The organism is Vibrio nomapromontoriensis, assembly GCF_050337205.1.
Classification (GTDB): Bacteria; Pseudomonadota; Gammaproteobacteria; order Enterobacterales; family Vibrionaceae; genus Vibrio; species Vibrio nomapromontoriensis.
Window position 1 is genome coordinate 141,656 of record NZ_JAKJSS010000014.1, and the last position, 17,973, is coordinate 159,628.

General features: G+C 46.2%; 11 protein-coding genes. 2 read left to right on the forward strand and 9 right to left on the reverse strand.

Going from position 1 to position 17,973, the window contains the following annotated elements:
- Positions 1-84: 84 nt before the first annotated feature.
- The gene (locus L4D05_RS18430) at positions 85-969 is read right to left on the reverse strand and encodes a radical SAM protein (RefSeq protein ID WP_428794869.1); all 885 of its coding nucleotides are present in this window, start codon (positions 967-969) and stop codon (positions 85-87) included.
- A 228-nt stretch (positions 970-1,197) separates the two neighbouring features.
- Here L4D05_RS18430 and L4D05_RS18435 point away from each other — a divergent pair, with 228 nt between their 5' ends.
- Positions 1,198-2,124, forward strand: a complete 927-nt coding sequence (locus tag L4D05_RS18435; protein WP_428794870.1) for an SMP-30/gluconolactonase/LRE family protein — start codon at positions 1,198-1,200, stop codon at positions 2,122-2,124.
- 108 nt (positions 2,125-2,232) lie between these two features.
- On the forward strand, positions 2,233-3,021 hold the full coding sequence (locus tag L4D05_RS18440) for an IclR family transcriptional regulator (protein ID WP_428753563.1): 789 nt from the start codon (positions 2,233-2,235) through the stop codon (positions 3,019-3,021).
- Between the two features lie 453 nt (positions 3,022-3,474).
- On the opposite strand, the gene L4D05_RS18445 is transcribed toward L4D05_RS18440, so the two are convergent.
- The 8 genes from L4D05_RS18445 to L4D05_RS18480 form a co-directional block, all read right to left on the reverse strand.
- Positions 3,475-4,434: a transposase gene (locus L4D05_RS18445; RefSeq protein ID WP_428794871.1), complete on the reverse strand. Its 960-nt coding sequence runs from the start codon at positions 4,432-4,434 to the stop codon at positions 3,475-3,477.
- A 220-nt stretch (positions 4,435-4,654) separates the two neighbouring features.
- Positions 4,655-5,500 carry an IclR family transcriptional regulator gene (locus L4D05_RS18450; RefSeq protein WP_428794872.1) on the reverse strand — a complete coding sequence of 282 codons (846 nt, stop codon included), beginning with the start codon at positions 5,498-5,500 and terminating at the stop codon, positions 4,655-4,657.
- 151 nt (positions 5,501-5,651) lie between these two features.
- Positions 5,652-10,700, reverse strand: coding sequence for an NPCBM/NEW2 domain-containing protein (locus L4D05_RS18455; RefSeq protein ID WP_428794873.1), 5,049 nt, complete (start codon positions 10,698-10,700; stop codon positions 5,652-5,654).
- A gap of 186 nt (positions 10,701-10,886) precedes the next feature.
- The gene (locus L4D05_RS18460) at positions 10,887-12,410 is read right to left on the reverse strand and encodes a CoA-acylating methylmalonate-semialdehyde dehydrogenase (RefSeq protein WP_428794874.1); all 1,524 of its coding nucleotides are present in this window, start codon (positions 12,408-12,410) and stop codon (positions 10,887-10,889) included.
- Positions 12,411-12,546: 136 nt separating this feature from the next.
- A complete protein-coding gene (locus L4D05_RS18465) occupies positions 12,547-13,704 on the reverse strand; it encodes an iron-containing alcohol dehydrogenase (protein WP_428794875.1) in 1,158 nt (385 codons plus the stop codon).
- A 128-nt stretch (positions 13,705-13,832) separates the two neighbouring features.
- The gene (locus tag L4D05_RS18470; protein WP_428794876.1) at positions 13,833-15,323 is read right to left on the reverse strand and encodes an FGGY-family carbohydrate kinase; all 1,491 of its coding nucleotides are present in this window, start codon (positions 15,321-15,323) and stop codon (positions 13,833-13,835) included.
- Between the two features lie 21 nt (positions 15,324-15,344).
- Positions 15,345-16,190 carry a class I fructose-bisphosphate aldolase gene (locus L4D05_RS18475; protein ID WP_428794877.1) on the reverse strand — a complete coding sequence of 282 codons (846 nt, stop codon included), beginning with the start codon at positions 16,188-16,190 and terminating at the stop codon, positions 15,345-15,347.
- A complete protein-coding gene (locus L4D05_RS18480; protein WP_428794878.1) occupies positions 16,174-17,946 on the reverse strand; it encodes a glycerol-3-phosphate dehydrogenase/oxidase in 1,773 nt (590 codons plus the stop codon). Before L4D05_RS18480 ends, L4D05_RS18475 begins: the two co-directional genes overlap by 17 nt.
- Between the last annotated feature and the right edge of the window lie 27 nt (positions 17,947-17,973).

A 17,973-nucleotide genomic window follows, 5' to 3' on the forward strand; every position in this document is an offset into this window, starting at 1 on the left:
CCTTTCCCACCCCTATTATGACAAACGCCGTTTTTATACAAGTTTGTGAAATTGTCAAAATCAACGAGTAACATTGGCCCTAGTTCATAAGCCTCGCTGCCATTCCTGACGCAGTGGAATCTGCTCTGGATGGTTAATAGCCAACTCGACTTTTTGCAACAACGCTTGCTTATCTCGGCCTAAAATGCCTTTCAATACTAGGTAATTAGACGCATGATCAGAGCGGAAAATTGTCTTTTCCAGCTGTAAGTTTTCTAACAAACAACGAATTTCAGCGAACAACTCTGGTTGCGTCAACTGACGAAACTCACCATTAAATGCCGTGGCGACACGTTCTTCGCCGAATGGAAAGGATACAACCAAGGTAGATAAGTAATCTGGTTGAGCTGCATTCATTAATTTCGCCGAGTTCAATGCATGTTGTTTACTCAGAGTAGGACCACCAAGTCCATTCAAGATCATCACCGAACTTTTCATTCCGGCGGCTTTAATTTTATTAAGTGCCGCAAGCGAAGAGTCAAAGCTCTCGCCCTTTTGCACTCTCTTTAATACTTCGTCATCACCACTTTCACAGCCGATATACATTAAGCTAAGCCCAAGCTGGTGCAGCTCGGCCAACTGTTCTGTTGTTTTATTGGTTAGGTTGCGTGGTAAACAGTAACTGGAAATTCGCTGAACATGAGGCAAGTATTGGTTGATGAGCATACAAATCTCTTGCAGGCGACGAAAAGGTAATGTCATGGCATCACCATCAGCCAGAAATACCCGGTGAACTCGCGCGCCTGATTTTGCGATCACCTGTAACTCTTGCGCTATTTCTTCAAGTTTTTTCGGTCTGAATTTTTTCTGGGGCTGGGTGTACATATCACAAAATGTACATCGATTGTGGCTGCATCCATTCGTCACTTGAAGTATCAACGATTTCCACTCTGAAGGCGGTCTAAATACAGGTTCGATATAATTAAGCATAGGGCGGTTCTCATTCCGTTAGCGCGCTGGTTGGCATCTATCGTACTTTCTATTGGCAAAATAACAAACTGCGGCTAATCACCCTAACTCTAATCGACAAAGCAAAATAACATCATTCTCGCCATTGCTCTGTTCTGCGCTGCTTCACAAACTCTCCTATCAAATTTTCACTCACAACATAATAAATCTATATTGATACAAATAGTATCGATATATGGGTAATTAAATATGCATGCGGTAGAAAATGTTGTGACAAAGATCGGAGAATCCCCGATATGGAAACCAGACACTAATAGTGTGGTATGGGTAGAAGCAGCAGGACAGGAGATCTACGAATACTCGCTAAGCACAAGGACACTGAATACGGTGACAACCCCATTTGATATCACTGCCATCGCACGTTGCGATGACAATGGATGGGTCTGCGCAAGCAAACAGGGACTATTTTATTGCTCAGTGAATTTCGATACATTCACCCCTCTCTCAGACCCTTGCTTCGATACTGCTCACCTCCATCTTAACGACGCTGTCACCTCACCAACGGGTGCCTTATGGTTTGGCTCCATGAATCACACTCATCTTGAAGCACCAGATGGCAAGCTCTATCAACTAACACAAGGCACGGCGAAAGAAATGGATTCAGGGTTTAGTGTTGCCAATGGTATTGCATTCAACCCCGTACTAAAGCGCGCCTATTGCTCCAACATGTTTCAACGGAAAGTCTATGAATACCAATTAGATGACACCATGAGCCGTATTCTCGATAAGTCCGTTTTTGTGGAGTTCGAACAAAGCAAAGGGTACCCCGATGGACTCGCCGTCGACCGTCAAGGCAATCTCTATATCTGCCACTGGGAGCGTGGCATGCTCTCTTATTATGCCCCCTCACAGCAACAAATCGGCACTTCAACACTTATTGATGAAATCGACTTGCCAGTAAAGCACGCCACTCGCTGCACTTTTGGAGGTAACGATTTCAACACATTATTTGTTACCACAGCCAATTTTGAACTGAGTATTCAAGAAGCGCACCTTTACCCTCTATCAGGACAATTGCTTGTTTTAGATGCACCAACGCCAGGGCGAGAAGAGTTTTTGATTAATTCAGTCGCATTACCAAATTTGAAACACGTTATTGAACCGCTAACCAGTTGAAACTCGATGAAGACTCTGGGACTATAAAGCGGCTGTAGCCCACATCACCGCAGTTTACGTGGTATCAAAGGATGTCATTATAGGGTTCGCCATTAAAAGGAAGCAAAGGTGTCGGAAAAAGTAAATTCAGTTGATCGTCTTATCAATGTTATTGAACGTATTAGTGAAGCGAAGAGCCCTATCGCCGCCTCTGATATCATCTTTGAATCTGGCATCCCAAAACCCACTTGCCATCGTTTGCTGCAACAACTTGAAGAAGCTAACTACGTTCAACTGGATGAACGAGGGCACTTTTACCCAGGTTCTCAAATGCTGTCCATCGCCTTGGATGTAAGATGGACCAACCAACACAAGTTACAACGTCAAGCCATCCTACATGGTCTGTCCCGTAAACTTAAAGAAACCTGTGGTTTAGCGCTAGCTAATGACGACGCTAACCCACACATGGTGTATTACGATCGGATTCAAACTAACTGGCCACTGCAAATCGTCATCCCTGTTGGTTTTCCAACGCCTTTATGGGCATCAGCCAGTGGTAAGCTGTTCTTAAGCACTCTCACCCCACCACAACTTCGTCGTGTTCTAAGTAAATTAGAGCTATCTCAATGCGCCAAAAACACCGTTATCGACAAGCAGCGTCTTAAAAAAGAGCTCAATACCATTCAACGGCGCGGATACAGTGTCGATGATGAAGAGTTTATCGACGGCATGGTCGCGATAGCCCTTCCGCTTTATGATCAGCTAGGTAATTTTATGGCTGCGTTATTTTGTCACTGTCCTAAAAGCCGAAAAAGTGTCGCCGACCTTGAAAACTACCTCCCTATTTTACGAATAGCACAACAGAGTTTAGAGGCGGTTTATCAAAACATGAAGTTGTCAGCCGATAGTAAAGAGTAATTCGCCAGCATAAGTAGAATGGTCACCCAACGCTTACCCTGTTGAGAAATACTTAACCATTGGATCTTGCTGACTGCTATCCCCCCTCTTTCTCTAGCAAGGACACACACTTTAAATACTCAAAATAAAAGGGCTCAATGGACACTCATCTTGATAATAACCCCAAACAAATGTCCCCTCTAAGACTCCAACAAGGGCTCAGGCTATAACAAGGACACACACTTTAAATATTCAAAATGAAAGAGCTCAATGGACACTCATCTTGATAATAACCCCATACAAATGCCGCCCCCTTTAAGGTACTGGGCCGATGTCTTTCATGAATTAAGAGACCATTTCCGGACTATTTACCAGCTTGACGGCATAAACTGTTCTTAGCGCATTCCATCAGGCCTGCCAATGACCAGTGTTCCACTGGAATAACCGAAGAGACGGGCAGAGTCAGCTTTGTAGCTATTCGAGTTGATAAATCTGTATTCTTTGTTTGTTTAGAGCGAACTTAGCACTCTGGGCCTGAACATAGCTACCTATAGCAGTAGAGCGGGGTTTTTCCAATGTCCTACATACTGATAACCAACGTCTTTGATTGAAGCTCAAACGAGCCAGAATAGGCGGTTGATTATCGTCCATACGGGTCTTTCCTTTTCGAAATTGGCGTGCTGTCCAATCAACTAAATCAATGTAATCAATCAGGCGAAACGGAATACCATCTAGCATTTCATTCGTTGGGTTGCCAATAAAGGGATGTAAACACGGAGCTGTAGCCAAATTTTTACTCAGCGCAACGATTCTGGCTTTTATAGAAGTAAACTCCGATGTTTCAGGGGTGTTAGCAATGCCCGCTCGAATAGGATTCAAATCCACGTACGCCATCGCCGCGACAAGCGCTTTTTCATCAAGTAGCGCTTGGCTTTTGAAGCGGCTTTCCCAAAAGTGGCCCGTGCAGCTGTCTTCTCGGTTCGCCCTACATGCTATATCGTAATTAAGCTCTTTCATGAACCAACTTAAGCTCCATAGTCTTTCCCGCCATGTTTCTATGAGCTCAAGACACTTGTCTTTTTCTGCTTGGTTAGTGAGTTGCTTATTCCGCCAACGCTGTATGAGTACGGGCAATTGATGCTCTCGCGCCCAATGCTCAACTACATCGTGAAGCGATAACGCTAGCGCTTTGTCTTTCTTAATGTGCAACACCAAGTGGTAATGATTACTCATGATGGCGTAGGCGCAAACATCAATGCAGTATACCTGTGTCAGAGCGTGAATTTTTCTCTCAATCCACTCTCTTCGATGTTCGTAGCTAGTGTTGGTCAAAGGGTCTTCACCGCACAAAAAACTGCGCCTCACACAGCGTGATACGCAGTGGTAATAAGAGGTCACATCAACAGAGATGAGCTGTTTTCTGGCTGTTGTCAAAATAGGATCCGCTATGAAGGTTTTAAGTACCTTAGCAGCTCTCTTTCAACGGAAGTGTCGGTGAATAGGCGAATTAGACAAAATCAAACTAATTTCATACTTTTGTGTCTGTCCTTTGATTTTCTTTTTCTACAGCCACTACTTCTTCGGTGTCTGTCCCGTTTGTGTTGGCGGTGTGTGTCCCTACTAGTCCCGCTACTAGTGCAGTTAGTGTTGAGAGCTATCCGCAGTTCAACTCATCTAAGGTAAAGTCCAATATTTCCTTCGCAGCAGACTGCAATTCTGGAAGGTGCGTTTTTAGCTGCTCTAACGAAATGCGAAAGCTAGGGGCATGACAAAACAAATAACCAAAACTCAGCTCGCCAGAGCTAATGGGTACAGATATGGCAACCATACCATCAACAAATTCTTCGTTATCTTCACCAAAACCTTGTTCAGATATACGCGCCAATTCTTCGAGAAATAGACCTTCGTTGGTGATGGTTTTTGAGGTGTATTCTGTAAGCCCCATATGCTGAACTACGTTCTCACGAATCGTGGCATCAAGTGATGATAAATAGAGCTTACCCGACGCGGACGCCGCGATTGGAGCAAGACTGCCTTCTGCCAAGTTAATTTGCAGCGGCCAATTACAATTGACGCGCTCGAAATAAATCATCTCGATGCCGTTTGGTACTGAAATCCCACACGTTTCTCCAATACGATCAGATAAACCTTGCAACACAGATGTGCGCTGCTCAGAAAAACGCTGATTTTTCAAAATGTCATGAGATAGCGACTGAAGATTGGGCCCCGCGATTACTCGACCTATTATGTTTTCTTGAAGATGACCTAATGAAATAAGCTGATTAATCAATTTATTAGCAGAAGCAATAGGCATAGCCAAATGTTCCGCTATCAATTCTCTATTGAGTTGACCTCGACTTTTGGCAACGACCGCGACAACTTGCAACACTCGATCTAAAGTGGAGCCTTTAGTCGCACTTGCGGAATGAGCTCTAGTTGAATCGACTTGCTCTTGATTGGCTTTTGTTGCGCTGGCTTTAGTTGAATTCGAAGTGACCATAAAACTGAGTTCTTCCTTGAAACGATATTCAATAGACTTAGATAGCCTATTGGTTTTATTAGGTAAGTGCAACTCAACACTTAGCCTAATTCAAGAACGATCGAACTCAATAACAAAATAAGGGCTTACCTTATAGTAAGCCCTTCAGGGTTTAGTGTTGAACGAGTGCCGCATTCCCCCAACTTGCGTGATCGTACCCGTTACCATTGCCACTATCATTCACTTTAAGCGACAGCGATGTGGCGTCTACGGGGATATCAACAGACACGACTTCTGCGGTGTCTGTCCCTGTTAGTGTTGCACTCTGATAATACAGCACACCATCTAATTCTACTTGGAACACCACCGAGCCAGAGTTACCCACTTCATCATCAACGCCGATGCTCGCAGAGAAGCGACTGTACTGAGCCGCAGGAATAGTGTAGTTAACAGTGGAATTAGCATGAACACCAAGACCTTTCGCAAAGGTCTGTCCTCCAATCGAGAGCGTCGTTCCGTCTTGCGCAGCTTCTTCTCCATTACTCATATCTTTTTCGATTGAGCCCCAGCCGTTAGTCGACGAATCTTCCTGAAGGTCACTCAAATAGACGGTTGTTGGAACGCTTGGGCTACTGCCAGGGTCTTCGGTCATGAATAAATTACCAGTGCCGTTATCCGAAGGATGAATCCAATTGGTCCCCCCATCTGGATCATAGGCAAAAGCAAATCCTGTATGAGGACCACTCCCCCCATTACCGTTACTCAATCTGAGTTCAAACTGGTGCCAACCTGGAGAGAGGTTAAGATTGGTAGTGGACACTCTATCACTCCAAAGATCACTGCTTAATACCAATTGACCATCTATCCAGAGACGCGTTTTGTCATCGTTATTCTCACTAAACGAAATCTGACCATCAGCGTCGTAGATATAGCCGGTATAAACCTCTGTTGCATTGCCTGCAATAGTGTCTTCCGTCTCACTCAAACTGGTCGTAATAACCGTTTTGGGGTTGGCGTCAGTTTCGTTAATATTGCCCGAAAGAGTGCCATAGAAAAGACCAGGAACGGCGGCGGTAGAGCCATCACTCGGCGTACGCAGTTTTGCATCTCCCCAGGAACCGTGATCACTACCTACACCATCACCCGCATCGCTTACCACAAGCTTTAGCTCTTGCGCGCTATTGCTTATATTTACCGCTACGTACTCGGCGACATCACTGCCTCGTAAAATACTACTTTGATAGGCCATCACACCATCCAACCAGACCTCAAATACAACGGAACCTGAACTACCCGTCTCATCATCAACGCCAATAAAGGCCGTAAACTGATCGTAATTGCTGCCCGTCAGACTATAGGTAATTTCCGAGTGAGCGTGAACGCCAAGACCTTTTTCAAATTCACTGCCTCCAATAGAGATTGATTGCCCATCTCCTGCTAACTCTTCTCCCACACTACTGTCTTTCTCAACAGGTCCCCAACCATTGCTTGATGTCGTTTCGGTTAGATCACTGAGATAAGTGTAAGTCGTAGCCTGAGGCGGCTCTGGGACAACAATATCTGGACCTTCGTATTCGATTTGCTCAAGATACGCAACCAGTGCCGCTCTCTCGGTACTATCAGCTACGCTATGCTGAGCCCCAATTTGTAATACATCATCGAGTGTCGCAGCCTGTCCGTTATGGAAGTACGGCGCACTACTCCAAAGCCCAATAAGACTTGGAGTATCAAAGCCAACTCCAGCTAACGGGGCATTGATACCTTGCCCTGATGACGCTTCAATGGTGCCAACATCATGTCGCTGCATGTCGGTAAAATACACGCCAGAGTGACAGCTATCGCAACTTTTCGAACTAAACAATGCTTCACCAGTCAAGGCTTCAGCTGTCAATGAACCAGACGATTCTCGATGCGGACTTTTCGGAAATTGATTTAAGCTGCTCACATAGAAAGCCAGGTTATCTAAGTCTTCACTTTTGCCCGATTTAGATACGCCTAATGGACTTTCCGACAGATTAAACAAAGCATCCACCATAAAGCCACGCCCGCCAAAGGCATAACGAATATCGTTTTCAAAATCTTGAATTTCATCGAAATTGGCAGTCCAATGCACTCGGCCGTTGCCTGTCCCTGTTTTGCCTAATAACGAGATAGTATTTCTTAGCCCTTCACCTCGGTCCGTAAAGTCCCAAACCCGATGATCGCTATCGCCATCAGCATGACAACTTGCGCAAGAAATATAGCCATCTTGCGTCATTCTGGCATCGGCGGCGTTGTAGAATATTTGTTTCCCGCGTAATACTCTTGGGTGTAACGCTTCATTAGCCACAACCGAAACCTGGGCGAGTGTTGATATATCACCGCGGTCAGAAAGGAATGTGGTGACATCGTGGACAGACACCGTTCTCGACATAAAGTTATGGACAAATAATGTTGAACCAGACAACAACAACCCTCGTGGTGCAAGCCCGGTATCGAAGATCTCCCCCGCTCGATTTAGATTAAAGGTATTACGAATTTCAATACTATTTTGACCTTCAACAGCAATAAAAACCAAATCGCCAATATCACTAAATACAGCGGCTTTGGGTTGCGCTCGGTCATCAATATCAAGCGCATTCGCCATCACTGTATTTGTATTAAGATCGAGTCTATTCACGACCGCCCTTACCGTCGTCTCAAAGGTTAACGCTTTCGCATCATCCCCCTCAAGGTACGCACCGCGATCGACGTTAGCTTTGTTGGATGGTAACCAAGCACTGTAGCCATCAGGAGAAATTGCTACCGAACCTAGGTAGTTCGCAATGCCTCGGCTTCTGTCTGGTCCATCAACCGTGGTGGTGTCTTTGCTAATGAGGTAACTCTGGTCAACGGTCATTGTTGAGGCATCAACAGCAACCACTTCAGCATTAGATTGCGGAGAAATAAAGCGGGTCACTAAAACCCGAGAAGAAGCACTGTCTATCGCTAATCCACGAGCGCTATGCCCCACGTCAGCCGTCGCCACGATACTTTTCGAGCTTGGGTCAATTTTAACCAGTTGGCCACTCGCTTGAAGAGAAACAAAAGCGTTGCTTCCATCTGGGGAGAATGTAATACCATAGGGTTGTGAGCCTCGTGGCAGAGCAATATTTTCAACAAATAGCCCGGCGTTAGTCACGATAGAAATCGTAGCGTCTACTTGATTCACCACCCAGATATTGCCATTAGGTGCTACCGCCAAGGTTCTTGGCTGATCACCGACTGCCGTTTCCCACAACTTAGCATAAGGCGCCACATTACTGATCGCACTTATCGTGTCATTATCTTCATTGACCACCACCACTTGGCCTGCCGACTCAACAATAGTAGAGGAGGCTGTAGGTGAAGTAGAGGTTGGCTCTCGGTACACCGTAATCGGCACCGATTTGCTACTTTCAAATACCCCATCAACCGTGGTTTCTTTGATCGTCACAACTGCCGACCAATGATTCGGCTGACCATACACATAATCGGCATTCCCACTCGCAGAGAACGGCGTCGAGCTTCCTCCATCACCAAAGTTCCACGAATACTCTACAGTGCCGCCTAGCAAAGGGACAGTTGAGGCGGAAACACTCACGCTACTGCCTAACGTCACTTTATCGTTCGCCGACACCGAAACGTCATGCCCTACTTGAGAGCCTGTAGCAAATCGATACTCAGTGCGCGCCATCGGGTTTCCAGCAAAGTCTTCGATCCCTTCAAGCACAACTTCATAAATGCTATCCGCCTCTAGGCTTTGCGATGGTGTGAAGTGAACAAAACCTAAGTTGGTGCTGTATTGGCCTTGAAGTGGTGTCACACTACCAATTTTTGTTACGGTAAATGAGCTACTGTTGACTGATTCCATTAGCACGCTGTCTGACAGAGCCACACCAATCCGGGTTGATAGTGGTTGCAAGGTCGAATCAATCGCTGGGTTGGCCGCAGAAATATAAGGCGGCACCTGGTCGGCGGTACTTTGATGAGCAATCAGCCCACTTCCCGACCCATGGTCATTCCCCACCCAAACTAGGTTACCAAATGGAAACACTTGCCCATGGTCTGTGTTACTGCTCGTTGCATTAAGAGAACTTCGCCCTAGCTCGCGAATGTTGTTGATATCACTAACGTCTAACACCGCGATGTCGTCTTGATTACCCAGAAACAACTTATTGTCTTGCACGTTGCAGTAAAGGTTTTCAAAGCCAGTAAGCTTTTCGTTAACCAAACTCATTGGGTTGGTGGTCGTATCATAAACGCGCAGTGCATCATTGGTGCTTCGAGCGCCAAAATAGGCGTATTTCCCATCCCAACAGGACGCATAGTATTTTTCAGGAAGTCGATTCACCGTCTTCACTAACGTTGGATTGACTGGATCATCGATATTCAGCATAGAAAAACCCGCCGTCCCTTCCATGCTTGAGATAAACATACGGTTACCCAACGCAAACAATGGCCCGATATTAAAGCCACCCAGTTCAGAATTTGCGACCGTTTTAACTAATGTGGGATTACTCATGTCGCTGGTGTCAACGATACTGAGCCCAGCATTACCACGAGCGATATAGAGGTAAGGTGCTTGCCAGAAAAGTTGCCACGACACATTGTTATAATCACCAAAATTCACCCCTGATATCGCAAGCTTTGACAAGCGAATTGGGTTAGCAACATCAGACCAATCCCAGATTTCAATACCCTTACCGGTCTGAATAGCGATCGTATTGTTTTCACCTAAACCAAACGAGTGAGGTTCTCGAAACTCTGCCGTTCTTAATCCATCACCAGTACGATCCAAATTAGCCAAATCTGGCTCATACACCGTTTTCACTAACTGCATGGATTTTGGGTTAGAGACATCCAGCGCAATCCACCCACCGGGGCCACCGCCACTGTCAGGAGCAAATACACCAACCATATAACCATTAAGCATGGTCATAACGTTGACGCCGTAATGTTTTCGTCCAGGATAATCAGGTGGCAAAAAGTTGGTGGTATCATCGACAAGCGGACTCGATACATGAGTAAATGCTTCAGATGAACCATAACTTAGGTTACCTAAACCGGGTCCTTGTGCAGCATACGCTGCGGCAATAAACGAGGTACTGCATAACCCCGCTAAAACACTGCTTACAACAGGGCGACGCCACGTCTCTTTAGACTTATCCAGACTAATGGCTGGTTTTAAGCTAAGGGACTTTATCAAACTAATGGCTTTCATCGCCTTCTCCTTGTTTTTATGGTCACTAAACAAAGCTCACTTTTCTACGAAAAGTGAGCACTTAAAAACATGAAGAGGACAGGATCGCCAACCTATTCAATCCAAACTCAATTAGCCAATCTAGTGACCGCTAACTCAATTTAAGCAAACCTACCGCACCCCTCATCACGTCAATGCGTTATCTCGCTATTTCATAGTCGGCATGACGAATTCGGCTTGTGATTGGGTCGTCTCTTTTGAGCCAACTTTGACATCAGACTCAGGCCAGCGAGTGGTAATGGTTTTCATTCGAGTAAAGAATCGAACACCATCTGGGCCATGCATATGAAGTGGTCCAAATAATGAACGTTTCCAACCGCCAAAGCTATGGAATGCCATTGGCACAGGGATTGGGACATTAATACCCACCATACCGATTTGAACATTGGTGCTAAAATCACGCGCGGTATCACCGTCGGCAGTGAAAATGGCCGTGCCATTGCCATACTCGTGGTCATTGATGATCTTCAACGCCTCTTGATAACTGTCGACTCGAACAATGCACAATACCGGACCAAATATCTCTTCTTGATACACCGTCATGTCCGTGGTGACATTGTCGAATAAAGTCCCTCCCACGAAATAACCCTCACTCGACTTCGCCAACTCCAAATCTCGACCATCCACCAGTAAACTCGCGCCTTGCTCGACCCCTTTTTGGATGTAACCACAGACTTTTTGTTTATGTTCTTTGGTGATAAGCGGCCCCATGTCGTTTTCAACCGACTGGCCGTAACCAGGTCCAACCTTGAGCGTGGCGAGTTTATCCTGCAGATGGCGACCTAAGGCATCCCCTGTTTCTTTGCCTACGGCAACGGCAACCGAAATCGCCATGCAACGCTCCCCCGCGGCGCCATACGCTGCCCCCATTAATGCATTGACTGCGCCATCAATATCCGCGTCAGGCATCACCACCATATGGTTTTTTGCACCACCTAAGGCTTGCACTCGCTTGCCATATTTTGCGCCTTCCGAATAGATATATTCAGCAATTGGGGTTGAGCCAACAAAGCTCACGGCTTGTACTCGCGCATCTTGAAGTAGTGTATCTACGGCTTCTTTATCGCCTTGCACCACATTAAACACCCCGTCAGGTAAACCCGCTTGTTTAAGTAATTCAGCAAGAAACAATGGCGCAGAAGGGTTTTTCTCTGACGGTTTAAGAATAAAGGTATTGCCGGTCGCAATGGCGATAGGAAACATCCACATCGGTACCATCACTGGAAAATTGAAAGGAGAAATGCCAGCCACCACACCCAGTGGCATCATTTGAGAATGTGAGTCCACGCCAGTGCCGACATTTAAGCTATGCTCACCTTTTTGTAGATGGGGAATACCGCATGCAAACTCAACGACTTCTAAACCGCGGGTGATTTCTCCTAACGCATCACTGAACACTTTGCCGTGTTCACGGCTGATGATATTGGCCAGTTCCTCGCGATTTTCCTCAAGTAACGCTTTGAATTTAAACATCACTCGAGCACGGTTGAGAGGCGTCGTTGTAGACCAAGAACGCAGTGCTGCCTCTGCGTGTGAGATCACTTGCGTCACTTCATTGCTGGTACTGAGCCCAACGTGGTCTTGCACTTGCCCTGTTGCAGGATCAAACACAGGCTGCTGCCTTTCTGACTGACTTTCAACACGTTGGTTGTTTATGAAATTGCTAATCATTTTATCTTCCTTGTCTGTATTTTTAGGCTTAATTTGTAATGGGCTCATTTGGGCGTGAACTATTGGACGTAGACACAATTACCTGGACATAGACTATTACCTGGACATAGAAACAGTTACCTGGACATAGAAACAGTTACCACGCCGCTTTGTATAGCTCGATAACGGCCTCTTTATCTGGAATTCTTGGGTTGTTATTGGGCGAACCGGACGCCAATGCTTGTTCGGACATGATGTCGAGATTTGACCAAAACTCCTGTTTATCGATACCAAAGTCACGCATCGAAGGGACAGACAGGTCTTGGTTGATTTGTTTAAGCTCTTTCAATAATGCCTTCACCGCATCATCTTCATTGCTTAAGGCATCAGCCACTCCCATCGCACGAGCACACTCGGCGTATCGGGTTTTCGCAGCAGGAATGGAATATTCGGTCACCGTTGGTAATAACATGGCGTTACTCATGCCGTGAGGTACATGAAAATGCGCACCAATAGGACGACTCATACCATGCACAAGCGCGACGGAAGCGTTAGAAAAGGCCACACCCGCTAATGTCGCACCTAGCATCATCTGTTCTTTCGCGTCTTTGTTGTCTGGGTTATTTACCGCTTCACGTAAGTTTGGCGCGATGAGCTTCATCGCCAACAAAGCTTGTTGATCGGTAAACAAACCCGACTTACCACTGACATAGGCTTCAATGGCATGCGTCAGGGCGTCAATCCCAGTATCTGCAGTAATTCTCTCTGGGGCTGTCATGGTTAGAGTGAAATCGATGATTGCAGCGGAAGGAATTAAGCCGGGTCCCATACACAGCAATTTTTCATCATTAGACTCGTCGGTAATAATGGTCACTTTAGTCACTTCAGAGCCGGTTCCAGCCGTAGTTGGAATAGCAATAAGCGGCATGATGGGAGACGTAACGATATTAGGTACGCAGTAATCACGAATTCGCCCTTGGTATTGGGCTAACAAAGCAATGGCTTTGGCACTGTCGATAACGCTCCCTCCACCCAACGCAATCACCCCATCATAACGACCATCGATGACCTTACTGACTGCTGGCAATATCGATGCTTCCGTAGGCTCAGGAATCGTATCGGTAAACACATCAGCCTCCACGCCAGCTTGGTTGACAATCGACTTAAGTTGCTCAACTTGTCCGAGCGTTTTCATCACGGGATCGGACACAATCATGACTCGCTGGCAACCAAGCTGAAGCGCAATCTCTCCTGTTCGCTGCGTGGCGCCCTCACCCACTTCCAAAAACTTTGGTAAAACAATAGATTGACTCATAATTCACCTCATAATTTATATCGATACAATATGTATCATTATTTGAAAATCCATATTCTGGGCGTAATAACCCCACCACCGTAATATCGTGGTTGAACGAGAATTAGCCGTTATTTATTCGCTCGTGATCAGCTTAACAAGGTCAGCGCGTCCCTTAACAAGCCATATTTTCGGTATCGCGCAGCAAAAAATTCTCCACGCTTGTGGTTTGGCTCAAATCGTCGTTGAGTAACTTGATCTACTTGAGTGCGCTTATCACTTTTGTTGGTATTCCCTACGCTCGCAAACGCTAACATCGCGACCCCTTTTGCGCCCACTTCATCGCAGCCACCAGGGATTACGGTAACGCCGAGCACATCGGCAAATAGCTGACACCAAAACTCACTTCTCGATGCCCCGCCACTTATTGCAATACGATCTACTTGATAACCGGTTTCTCGTAAGCGCTCGATATGCTCAAGGTGAGCGAAAACGATGCCCTCATAAAAGGCGTAAACGATGTGTATATCTTGATGCCAGCCTTTAAGTCCAAACAAATTGGCCGATGGGTTATCTTGATGGGTTGACCCATATAGATAGGGATGAAAGATTGGCAGAGAATGGGTCAGTTCAACGTCTTCGAGCTGACGATTAAACTGTTCGAAAATAGTAGTGCCTGACTCCGCTTCACGCGCTCTTTTATCCGAGAAGAAGCGTTCCACCAGCCACTCTAAATTGGATGCTGAACAGGTACTGGATTCAATGGCTAAATAACGGTCTTTGGAAAACTTACACGCCATGAAAATACTTTCTGGGGGCAGCGAGTCTGTGACTACCTGATTAATATTCCACGTTCCTGCCACCACAGAAGTCGCACCAAGTTGGCTTGCCTCAGAACCATAGGCACAAGCCACAACATCAAATAACCCGGCAATCACTGGAGTACCGGCTTTCAGCTTAGTTAGGCTTGCCACACTATCTGTCACCGCTCCTATCACCTGATGACTTTCATAAATTGACGGCAGTTTGGCGCGAATATCAGCCAGATCGTAGCAGTTAAGCAACTCTTCTGAAATCATGTCACGTTCAAAATCAAACAAGCCAGATGCGGTAATGTCACCCCATTCTGTCGCACATTCACCCGTTAAGCAGAAGTTGACGAAGTCTTTGCAAAACAGTACCTGACCAATTTGCTGGTAAACACTAGGTTGATGCTGTTTCAGCCACAGCAACAGTGTCGCGGTCTGCGATGACCAAGCCCCCTGTCGATTTCTTGTTTTTATTTCTTGAAAACGCGCTGAGCACTGGAGTTCTTGTACCACCTTCTCCGCGCGATTATCCAATGATTTAATGGCTAGTAATGGCGACTTATCGTGGTTAAGAAGATACAGTCCATTGCCATGTCCACTGGTACCAATTGCCACTACGTGCTGACTATCAATGCCCGTTTTTTCAATAAGTTTTACAATAACGTTAGCGCAAATCTGCCAACATTCATTCATGTCTGCTTCAGTAAAATCTGGGCAGGGGATATGAGTCGGATAATTATTGGCGACCGTCGCGATTTCATGACCATTCTCATTAAATAGCGCCGCTTTAATCGCTGTATTACCACAATCGATTCCTATTGCGTATGACATCCTATCCCCCTCCTACACCGACTACTTGTCACCAATATAAATGTTCATTGCATCTGTTGTGGATGCGTCGTTGTGAATCATGGCCATCAACGCATCAACAACGCGGCTTGGGTTTGGGTGCTGATAAATGTTACGCCCATACACCATGCCCAGTGCGCCTTGATCGAGCAATGCTCGGGCTTTACTAAATACTGATTCGATATCTTCACGGCCTCCACCGCGAACGAGCACCGGACAACGTGCCGCTTCCACCACTTTATGGAAGTCTTCGGCCTGTGCCGTCGGATCGGCTTTAATAATATCTGCGCCTAACTCGCGAGCCATCCGAACAAGAGTCACAATTTTTTCGCAATCACCGTCGACCATATAGGCCTGACCTTGTCGATTAGGTTGCATCACCAAAGGCTCAACCATAAGCGGCATCCCATACTTCTCACATTCCGCTTTAACTCGGCTAATGTTCGCCACACATTGTTTAAACAAATCCGGCTCATCTGGAAGCATAAAGAGATTAACCACAACGCACGCTGCATCCATTTGAAGCGCCTGTATCAACGGCTGCTCAGAGTTTTGTAGCAGCGCCCACATATGACGATGACGCTCGGCATTGTAAGGATTACCTAAATCAATGCGCATCACTAATGCTGGCTTATCTTTACCGTCCACGTTTTGCAGTAAATCTGCTTGGCCAGCATTCATCTGAATCGCATCAGGTCTTGCCTCGACCAGCTGATTAACCACTGAAGACATGTCTTCTAGTCCATCCAAAAATGATGGCTCATTGCAGACACCGTGATCAATCGCAACGTCTAAGCAACGTCCTTGTTTAAACAGGCGGTTCATCCTGACTTTACTGGTTAAATACATACTCTTCTCCATCTAGTAATTGTTCATTTTCCGTAACGGTAGGTGTTAATTGGCTGCTCTGAGGACGTTGTGTCACATCGAGCGACACACCATGGAACTGTAAGAGCACTTGTTTCGTGTGGGCTCGGTCTGAATCACGCTCACTTTGCTGCCAACCAAAATAGTCAGCAACAACGTCTGACACTTCATCAAAACTGTGTTGACAAAGCTGCCCTTCAATCGCGATAGAAGTGCGACGCAGTAATACATCTAAGGTCGTCGAGACAGACTCATGCTCTAGAATGTAGCTCAACTCCCCTTTTGTGTAGGAAGGCAATGCCGCAAGAGGCACATCTTTAAAATCAACCAGCCATGTAAGTAACGTCGCGCAGTGGGTGCCATAACGCTGAAACCAAATCTTGATCTGCTGGCGAGTATAATGAGGGTGTAACGCGGCTAACTCATCGATATAGGCACGCTGAGCTTCCTGCGTGACGGGGTAACCATTACCACCACCAATGGCTTTTTGTTTCGTGCTGCATTGCCTTGGTTTCCCTAAGGACACCAGCAAGTCATCGGCGACTTCTTCCCCAAAAGCACGAAACGTGGTCCATTTACCGCCAATGAGCGAATAAATGTCGACCCCATCCACCTTGTCTTTTTTGATAGAGTGACTTCTAGGGATCTGCCCCGTGGTTGAAGTATTCACTGACGGCAACGGCCTGACGCCGCAAAATTGATAGACAATTTGCTGTTTATGAATCGTCAGTTTAGGCAGAACGCCTCGTAGAGACTCCAAAATGTAGTCTATTTCTTCATCCGTGCATCGCACCGAATCAGGATCACTGACCGGAATATCTGTTGACCCAACCAGTACCTTGTCAAAATACGGGAATAAAATGCAAACACGCCCTTCGCTGTTTTCATAAAACAGCATATTGTCATCAAGCTCTGCCAACAGTTCGGGGTTATCAACAATAATATGAGAGCCTTTTGTGCCCTGCATATACTGGCTAGGCGCTGCCAAAAGCCCGTTGGTAAAGTCTACCCAAGCTCCGGTAGCATTGACGATTCGTCCCGTTGTGAGCCTGACTGACTCTGCCAATTTCTCGTTCTCTATAGACAATTGACCGTTTTGAAATTGTGATACCTTGCAGTAATTCAACGCTGTCCCGCCCGCCGCAACACCTTCTTGGATTAACTCCATGGCGAGCCGTTCCGGTGAGCTAATCCACGCATCAAAATACGTGGCACTGCTCTTCGCCCTAGCGGCCATCATCGGCCAACGTTGATGGGTTGAGTGAGCAGAGTGCATTTTGTGACTAGGCATCAGCTGATCACGTTTAGTAAACCAGTCATACAGGCTCAACCCCAACTTGATCACGACAGAACCACGCTGTGACGGCTTATCTTTAAGCCCAAGAAACTTGAACAACCCATCAAACATACCCGACCATGTGGAATAGATAGGAATGGTGGTTTGTAAAGGCGCAACAAAATGCGGTGCATTATCGAGAAGTCGATTTCGCTCATACAAGGCTTCTTTGACTAACCCAAACTCGCCATTTTCGAGGTAACGCAACCCGCCGTGAATCATTCTTGAAGGAGCCGCACTCGCTTTTGAGCAAAAGTCGTCCTTCTCGACCAACAGCACTTTTACGCCCTGCAGCGCGAGTTCACGAAATACACTGATCCCATTAATCCCCCCACCAATGACAACGGCTTCAAACTCTTCATTCTCTGTTAACTGCCTAAAGGCTTCTGCGCTATTTTTCATTGTTGCTCCCTGCCAACAGTTTCTGCT